Here is an 8,473-nt window from a genome sequence, read left to right on the forward strand (position 1 = left end):
CTCCCCAGCCGCAAAGAACGGAGGTGATGGCGGCGGATGGGAGGGGTACCCACCGCCATCACCGCCCGGTCAGCTGGCGTAGTACAGCTGGTATTCCAGCGGGTGGGTCGCCGCGCGGAACTTGGTCACTTCCTGCATCTTCAGCGCGATGTAGCCGTCGATGAAGTCATCGCTCATCACGCCGCCGGCCTTGAGGAACTCGCGGTCCTTGTCCAGCGCTTCCAGGGCCTGGTCCAGCGAGGAGCAGACCTGCGGGATCAGCTTCTCTTCTTCCGGCGGCAGGTCGTACAGATCCTTGTCGCTCGGTGCGCCCGGGTCGATCTGGTTCTTGATGCCGTCCAGGCCGGCCATCATCAGCGCGGTGAAGGTCAGGTAGCCCGACTGGATCGGATCGGGGAAGCGCATTTCGATGCGGCGTGCCTTCGGGTTGGACACCCACGGAATGCGGCACGAGGCCGAACGGTTGCGGGCCGAGTAGGCCAGCATCACCGGGGCTTCGAAGCCCGGCACCAGGCGCTTGTAGCTGTTGGTGCCCGAGTTGGCGAAGGCGTTGATGGCCTTGGCGTGCTTGAAGATGCCGCCGATGTACCACAGCGCCAGCTGGCTCAGGCCGCCGTAGCCGTCACCGGAGAACAGGTTGGTGCCGCCCTTGGACAGCGACTGGTGCACGTGCATGCCGCTGCCGTTGTCGCCGACGATCGGCTTGGGCATGAAGGTGACGGTCTTGCCGTTGCGGTGCGCCACGTTCTTGATGACGTACTTCATGCGCAGCAGTTCGTCGGCCTTCTGCACCAGGGTGCTGAACTTGGTGCCGATCTCGCACTGGCCGGCGGTGGCCACTTCGTGGTGCTGCACTTCCACTTCGATGCCGACCTGTTCCAGCGTCTTGCACATTTCAGCGCGCAGGTCGTGCAGGGTGTCGGTCGGCGGAACGGGGAAGTAACCCCCCTTCACGCCCGGACGGTAGCCGCTGTTGGCGCCGTCGTACTTGGCGCCGCTGTTCCAGGCGGCTTCTTCCGAATCGACCTTGAAGAAGGTGTTGCCCATTTCATTGGCGAAACGGACCGAATCGAAGATGAAGAATTCCGGCTCCGGGCCGAAGAACGCGGTTTCGGCGATGCCGGAGGACTTCAGGTAGGCCTCGGCGCGCTTGGCGATGCCGCGCGGGCAGCGGCCGTACGGCTGCATGGTGGCCGGGTCGAGGATGTCGCAGCTGATGACGATGGTCGGATCGGCGTAGAAGGGATCGACATAGGCGCTGGCCGGGTCCGGCAGCAGGACCATGTCCGATTCGTTGATGCCCTTCCAGCCGGCGATGGAGCTGCCGTCGAACATCTTGCCTTCTTCAAACAGCGACGGTTCGATGATGCTGACCGGGAAGGTGACGTGCTGCTCGACGCCACGCATATCCACGAAACGCAGATCGACGAACTCGATCTGGTTGTCCTTGATCAGCTTCTCAACGTTTTCCACGGACATCGGTACGACCTCGGATGGGGATGAATGCCTGATGAGGTACAGCAATGACCGTGCCAACTTTTATGTGCATGCAAGTCGTTGATTTCAAAAGCAGCGCCCTGGCGCGGTGCACGGCGGTGCGCACCAAAGGGGTGCATGGACACCCCGCCGCACCCGATTGGTGCGGCAGGGATCGTCTATCCTCTCGACCTTCTTCTTCTGCTTCCCACGCCTACGTCCTCCATGTCCGATCTGCTCTCCGCCCTGTTGCTGGGCATCCTTGAAGGCCTCACCGAATTCCTGCCGATCTCCAGCACCGGCCACCTGCTGATTGCCCAGCACTGGCTGGGCGCGCGTTCGGACTTCTTCAACATCATCATCCAGGCCGGCGCGATCCTGGCTGTGCTGCTGGTGTTCCGCCAGCGCCTGCTGCAGCTGGCCACCGGCTTCGGCCAGCGCGATAACCGCGAGTATGTGTTCAAGCTGGGCGCTGCCTTCCTGGTAACCGCCGTGGTCGGCCTGGTGGTGCGCAAGGCCGGCTGGTCGCTGCCGGAAACCGTGGGCCCCGTGGCCTGGGCGCTGATCATCGGCGGCGTCTGGATGCTGCTGGTGGAGGCCTATACCGCACGACTGCCCGATCGTGACCAGGTGACCTGGACGGTGGCCATCGGCGTGGGCCTGGCGCAGGTGGTGGCCGGCGTGTTCCCCGGCACCTCGCGTTCGGCCTCGGCGATTTTCCTGGCCATGCTGTTGGGCCTGAGCCGCCGCGCGGCCGCCGCCGAGTTCGTGTTCCTGCTGGGCATTCCCACCATGTTCGCCGCCAGCGCCTACACCTTCCTGGAACTGGCCAAGCAAGGAAACCTGGCCAGCGAGAACTGGAGCGACGTCGGCGTGGCCTTCGTTGCCGCCGCCATCACCGGCTTCGTCGTAGTGAAGTGGCTGATGGGCTACATCAAGTCGCACACGTTCACCGCGTTTGCCGTCTACCGCATCGCCCTCGGCGCTGCATTGCTGCTATGGCTGCCTGCCGGCAGCTGAACAACGCCAGGACGGGGCGACCCCATTCCCGGTCCGGACCCGTTTTTCCAGGTTCTTCAAGGAGACTCACCACCATGAACCGCATGCTCACCCTGCTCCTCCCGCTGGCCCTGCTGGCCGCCTGCAGCCAGACCCCGGCCCCCGCCGGCCCCGGCGGCGACGACGTGGCCCCGGCCGCGACCAAGGCGGCGGACCAGCAGACGCTGGCGCACCTAAATGCGCAGCGCCTGCAGAGCCAGCACTGGTTGCTGAAGCAGGCCACCGCGGCCGACGGCACGCGCATCGATGCGCTGTTCGCCCGCGATGACAAGCCGGTCACCCTGGACTTCGCCGATGGCCGCCTGTCGGTGAGCAACACCTGCAACCGCCTCGGCGGGGGTTACACACTCGATAACGGCACGTTGAAGGTGGGCGCGATGGCGTCGACGATGATGGCCTGCACCGACAAGGCGCTGATGGCGCTGGACGAAGCGGTGTCCAGCCGCCTGCAGGGCGAGCTGAAGGCCGCGCAGGATGCCGACGGCACGCTGACCCTGACCACCGGCAAGGGCGAGGTGCTGGTGTTCGCACCGGAACCGACCGCCGAAACCCGCTTCGGCGGCCCGGGCGAAACCATGTTCCTGGAAGTGGCCGCGAAGACCCAGAAGTGCTCGCACCCGCTGATTCCCGACTACCAGTGCCTGCAGGTGCGTGAGGTGAAGTTCGACGACAAGGGCCTGAAGCAGGGCGAGCCCGGCAAGTTCGAGAACTTCTACGGCAGCATCGAGGGCTACACCCACGAAGACGGCGTGCGCAACGTGGTGCGCGTGAAGCGCTTCGCGGTGAAGAACCCGCCGGCCGATGCGCCGTCGCAGGCGTACGTGCTGGACATGGTGGTCGAGTCGGCGACCGAGCGGTAAGGCCGACGGCAGAGCCGATGGTTGGTCGCTGGCTAATGGTAGAGCCGACTGTTAGTCGGCTGGCTGATGTAGAGCCGACTGTTAGTCGGCTGGCTGATGGTAGAGCCGACTGTTAGTCGGCTGGCTCTTGAAGTACGGAAAGCAGCCGAGCATGGCTCGGCTCTACAAATGGCGCAGTCGAGCAAGCTCGACTCTACAAATAGCAAAGAGCAACGCCGGCCAGCGGCCGGCGTTGCCGGGTTGCCGTTACAGCGCGGGGTTCAGCGTGTAGGTGCCGTGCAGCGTGGCTTCGGCCAGCACGTGGCCGTGCATGGCGCGGTAGGCATCGGCGGCGGTGAAGCGCTGCGGCAGGTCCAGCGTCGCCACGTCCAGCGCGAACACGCGGAAGAAGTAGCGGTGCACGCGCTCGTCGTTGAACGGCGGGTACGGGCCGTCGTAGCCGAGGTAATCACCGGCCATGTCCGGGTTGCCGGCAAACCAGCCGGTGAAGTCGTTCACGCCCTGGCGGCTGCCCGCCGGGCCGGCCGGTGCTGGCTTGCCCTTGGCAACGAAACCATCGCTGCAGCTGCCGGCGGCGATCTCATGCACCGACGCCGGAATGTCGGCCATCACCCAGTGCACGAAATCGCAACGCGGCTGGTCGCGCGGCACGGTCATGTCGCTACGGCCGACCGTGTCGGGCACGGTCGGCACGTCCGGATCCACGCACACCAGCAGGAACGCGCGGGTGCCATCGGGCACGCCGCTCCACGCCAGGTGCGGGTTGCGGTTCGCGGCGAAACCCGTGGCATCACCGGCCGCGAATTCGCGGTCGATCGGGGCGCCGGCGGTGATGCTGTTGCTGCTCAGCTGCATGGGGGGCTCCTTACGCTTCGGGATAGCCCAGTCGCACCGCGACCGGGGTCAACAGATCGAACGCTGCACTCATCACATCGGTGTAGCGGCGCCAGTGGCCGGCCGGGAAGCGCGGCGGGCCGATGCGCTCGGCCGGCGGGATCGAGGTGTTGAACAGCTCCTGCAGCATGCCGGCAACCACGCGCGGGTCATCTCCCACGTCGTCCATGCGCATCAGCATGTGCGGGTACAGGTCCTGCTCGTGCAGCGTCGCCACCTGGGCCATCGAACGCGCCAGCCACTCGGCCACCTCGGCCACATTGTTGACGGCGAACGGTGCCGGTGCGCCGTAGGCGATCCAGTCCAGCAGCATGTCGCGCGGATCGCGCAGCACCACCAGCAGGCGGCCCTGCGGCAGGTGCGGGCGCAGCGACCACAGCAGGGCGTTGTCCCACCACAGCAGCCAGTCGATGACGGTGTCGTTCTGCACGCCGCGCTTGCGCAGCGTGTCACGCCAGCCGCTCACCAGGCCTTCCGGGCTGAGGTCACCGGAAGCGAGCTTCTGCAGGGTGAAGTAGTTCTGGAACGCGTCATCCGGCGGGGTCGGCGCGAAACGGTCGCTGCGCATCACCGGGCTCGCCCCGGCGAAGGTGACCGCCACGCGTTCAACGCCCGAACCCGGCGCGCCCCACAGGAAGATCGGTGCGGAGGCTGCGCTCTCAGCATCGACCTCCCCCAGATCGGGCCAGCTCGGCGGTGCCTTGGCCTGCGGCGGCAGCGGCAGGCGCTCGGCGTTCTGCTCGGCATGCAGCTCCAGCCAGGTGCGCAGCGCTTCGCGCGGCTGGCCGGCCTGGTCCTGCACCTCGCCCAGCCAGGTGCGCAGCTCGCGGCGACGGGACTCGGGCACCGCGTCGACCAGACCCTGCACATGGGCAACGGCGGCAGCCGGGTCACGCGCCAGCAGCGCGCCGACCAGGCGGGTCTCGCCACTGATGCGGCCCGGTTCCAGCGCGACGATGCGGGCCGCCAAGGCTTCCACGGCGTCGGCTTCGCCGGCCGCTTCATGCAGGCGCAGGCGGGCTTCCAGGGCCGGGACGAAGTTGGGCATGGCCTCGATCCAGCGCTCAGCCACGGCAATCGCGCCCGGGCTGCCAAAGCCTTCCGGCGCCAGGCGTGCCAGCCACAGGTGCGGCAGCTGCGGATGCTCGGCCAGCACCTCGTCCAGGTCGGCGCGGGCTTCTTCCTCGCGGCCCAGGCGCTGCCAGCAGGCCAGCAGCAGCTCGACCACGCGGCGGTCGCCCGGGTTGGCCTTCAGCATCGGCCTCAGCTGCTCCAGCGCCTGCATCGGCTGGTCGGCCTGCAGGGCGATTTCGGCACCGAGGCGCTGCAGCGCCGGCGTATCCAGGCCCGGCACCTGCAGCGCCTGCTGCAGCTGCTGGTGGGCGGCCTCGACGTTGCCCTGGCGCAGCGCAAGCTGCACCACCAGGCCGTGCAGGCTGGTCATCTTCGGGTTGATGTCGAGCACGCGGCGGAAGGCCTGCTCGGCAAAGGCCAGCATGTCCTTGGCCTGGTAGGCCGACCCCAGGGCGTACAGCACGCGCGGGTCGTTGGGCATCTGCCGGGCGGCGTCGGACAGCAGCTGCAGCGCGCGGTCGGCGTCATCGCGGTACAGGGCCACCATGCCCTGCAGCGCCAGCACTTCCGGATGCTCCGGCTGCAGCTTGGCGGCCAGCGTGGCCTGGCGTGCGGCGGTGTCGATGTCGTTGCGGCCAATCGCCAGATGGGCCTGCATCAGGTACGCCTCGAAGGCGTTGGGATTGAGGTCGGTGGTGCGCAGCAGCGCTTCGTCGGCGCCCTCGAACTGGTGCAGGGCCAGCAGCAGGCCGGCCTGCTGCAGGTGCAGCTGTGCATCGTCCGGGGCCAGCAGCAGCGCCTGCTGCAGGGGTTCCTGCGCGGCTTCGGGCTGGCCCTGCTGCTGCAGCGCAAGCGCCAGCCAGCGGTGGGCCTGGGCCTGGCCGGGTTCATCGTGCACCCACGCCTGTGCCAGCTGCACGGCCTGTGCGGTGTCGTTCTGGCGCAGGGCCTGGAGAATCTGGTCTTGCATGGCAGTCCGGTTCAATGGCAAACCCGCATTGTAGCGGGCTGCGCGCCGGCGCCGGTTCAGCCCGCCAGCACCCGCTGCAGGCGCTGGGCCACCCAGCGTTCGGAGAAGCCGTCGCCGCGCCAGTTTTCCAGGAACCCGCAGTGGCCGCCCCAGCAGGCGGTTTCCAGCCGCGCCTGCTGCGGCAGCTGCCAGTCGCGGAAGGTGGCGTAGGGAATGACCGGATCATCCTGGGCCATCAGGATGTCGGCCTGCACCTGCAGGGTGGACAGGCGGTCGCCGGCAATCGAGTAACCATCGAAGTAGGCCTGCAGCGTGCCGAAATCGGTATGGCGCTCGACCAGCCAGGTGGTCAGCGCGCGGATGTCCAGCTTCAGTACGCGGTCGTCGCAGTCGCTCAGTTCCGGGAACAGGTCGCGCTTGCGGCGCAGCGAGCCGGCCCACTTGCGGCGGAAGTACCAGTCGTACATCGCCGGGCCGCTCTGGATGCTGTCCATGGTCAGCGCCGGATCGAGCACCGGGCACACCGAGGCCACCCGCTGCAGCGGCACGCCGGCCGCAGGGGCACGCAGGGCCAGGCGCAGCACGAAGTTGCCGCCCAGCGAATAACCGGCGGCCACCAGCGGCAGGTCCGGCCAGCGCTGCGCGATGTCACCGGCCGCCTGCACCACTTCGTCGATGCGGTTGGAGTGGAAGATGCCGGGATTGAGGTGGTGGGTGTTGCCGTGGTCGCGGAAGTTCAGCCGCACCACGTCGAAGCCCTGGTCGATCATGCGCGCGGCCGCCATGCGCATGTAGCTGGATTCGGCGCTGCCTTCCCAGCCGTGCAGCAGCAGGGCCATGCCCTTCGGCTCGCGGCCTTCGACGTAGCTGTGCCAGCCCTGCAGGCGCACGCCGTCGCCACCATCGAGGATCAGTTCTTCGCTGACCGCACCGGTGGCGGCCAGCAGCAGCAGGCCACGCTGCAGGCGCATGCGGCTGGAGCTGAGCATGGACTGCAGGTGCGGATTGCGCAGCCAGCGCGGCGGCTGGTAGTCAGCCGCATGCAGCGTCGGCGTACCGGCGTCCAGCAAAGGTGGCGGGATCAGTGCCACCGCACGCTCACTGCCCGCTCATCGCCGCCACGATGCGCGCGCGCGAGGTTTCCGCGATGCGTCGACGGCCTTCCAGGTCCTGTGCACCGATCGGTGCCAGGAAGTGCACTTCCGCACGTCGTGCCGGCTCACCGAGCAGGCGCAGGAAATTGGCGAAGAAACTCTCGCCCGGGCCGAAGGCCACGATGGTCTGGGCATCGCCATGGGCGCCGTAGACCAGGGCCACCGGCTGCACCGGCACGCCGGTTTCAACCGCGGCCTGGAAGATGCGCGCATGGAACGGGCCCACTTCGTGACCGCCCCGGGTACGCCCTTCCGGGAACACGCCCACCGCCTTGCCATCGCGCAGGCGGTCGGCCATCACCTGCATCACCCCACCGAGCGATTCGGTGTTGCCACGCTGGTGGAAGATGGTCTGCCCGCGCGCGGCCAGCCAGCCCACCACCGGCCAGCTGGCGATCTCCCGCTTGGCGACGAAGCCCATCATGCGCTGGCTGTGCAGGATGGAGATATCCACCCAGCTGACGTGGTTGGCGACGAACAGCACCGCGCCCGGCAGCGCCGAACCGATCTGCACCAGGCGGAAGCCGAAGATCCACATCAGGCCGCCCTGCCACCAGTTGACGACCTTGGCGCCGAAGGTGGCATCGCCCACGCGCAGTTCGCCCCACGGCGGAAGCATGCCGATGAGGATCAACGGCAGGAACACGAGGATGTGGACCAACAGCAGCGGTACGCGGTACAGGTAACGGCACACACGCGCCACGCCGCCACGGAGGGCCGGAGTGGGGGAAGTCATCCGCGCACGATACCGGAGGGCCGCAGCCGCTGCCAGCCGATTCTGGCCATAAGTCCTATTGACCGCGGCCATGGGCGGAAACACGGTGTCCTGTTGGCGGGGCTGTTGGGGGGCGACGGGCCGCTCATGGCTGCCCTGGCGGCGGTTGGGGCTGGCGCGGAACTGGGCTGGCTTGGGATTCGTAGAGTCGAGCTTGCTCGACTGCTCCTGGTGCGGGATCAAGAGCAGTCGAGCAAGCTCGACTCTACGG

General features: G+C 67.7%; 7 protein-coding genes. 2 read left to right on the forward strand and 5 right to left on the reverse strand.

The window, feature by feature from the left end:
• Positions 1-69: 69 nt before the first annotated feature.
• On the reverse strand, positions 70-1,479 hold the full coding sequence (gene glnA / locus FJU31_RS10295) for a type I glutamate--ammonia ligase (protein WP_057498133.1): 1,410 nt from the start codon (positions 1,477-1,479) through the stop codon (positions 70-72).
• A gap of 222 nt (positions 1,480-1,701) precedes the next feature.
• On the opposite strand from glnA, the gene FJU31_RS10300 reads away from it, so the two are divergent.
• Both FJU31_RS10300 and FJU31_RS10305 read left to right on the forward strand, forming a co-directional pair.
• Entirely contained in the window at positions 1,702-2,496 is a 795-nt protein-coding gene (locus FJU31_RS10300) for an undecaprenyl-diphosphate phosphatase (protein ID WP_150454665.1), read from the forward strand.
• Positions 2,497-2,570: 74 nt separating this feature from the next.
• Positions 2,571-3,395 carry an META and DUF4377 domain-containing protein gene (locus FJU31_RS10305; protein WP_150454666.1) on the forward strand — a complete coding sequence of 275 codons (825 nt, stop codon included), beginning with the start codon at positions 2,571-2,573 and terminating at the stop codon, positions 3,393-3,395.
• A 246-nt stretch (positions 3,396-3,641) separates the two neighbouring features.
• On the opposite strand, the gene FJU31_RS10310 is transcribed toward FJU31_RS10305, so the two are convergent.
• The 4 genes from FJU31_RS10310 to FJU31_RS10325 are packed head-to-tail and all read right to left on the reverse strand — an operon-like array spanning position 3,642 to position 8,223.
• Positions 3,642-4,250, reverse strand: coding sequence for a YbhB/YbcL family Raf kinase inhibitor-like protein (locus tag FJU31_RS10310; RefSeq protein ID WP_150454667.1), 609 nt, complete (start codon positions 4,248-4,250; stop codon positions 3,642-3,644).
• 10 nt (positions 4,251-4,260) lie between these two features.
• Positions 4,261-6,333, reverse strand: a complete 2,073-nt coding sequence (locus FJU31_RS10315; protein ID WP_150454668.1) for a tetratricopeptide repeat protein — start codon at positions 6,331-6,333, stop codon at positions 4,261-4,263.
• Between the two features lie 56 nt (positions 6,334-6,389).
• Positions 6,390-7,379, reverse strand: coding sequence for a YheT family hydrolase (locus FJU31_RS10320; protein WP_188115486.1), 990 nt, complete (start codon positions 7,377-7,379; stop codon positions 6,390-6,392).
• A 52-nt stretch (positions 7,380-7,431) separates the two neighbouring features.
• On the reverse strand, positions 7,432-8,223 hold the full coding sequence (locus FJU31_RS10325; protein WP_150454670.1) for a lysophospholipid acyltransferase family protein: 792 nt from the start codon (positions 8,221-8,223) through the stop codon (positions 7,432-7,434).
• Between the last annotated feature and the right edge of the window lie 250 nt (positions 8,224-8,473).

The sequence above is a fragment of the Stenotrophomonas cyclobalanopsidis genome, assembly GCF_008710035.1.
GTDB classification, from domain to species: Bacteria; Pseudomonadota; Gammaproteobacteria; order Xanthomonadales; family Xanthomonadaceae; genus Stenotrophomonas; species Stenotrophomonas cyclobalanopsidis.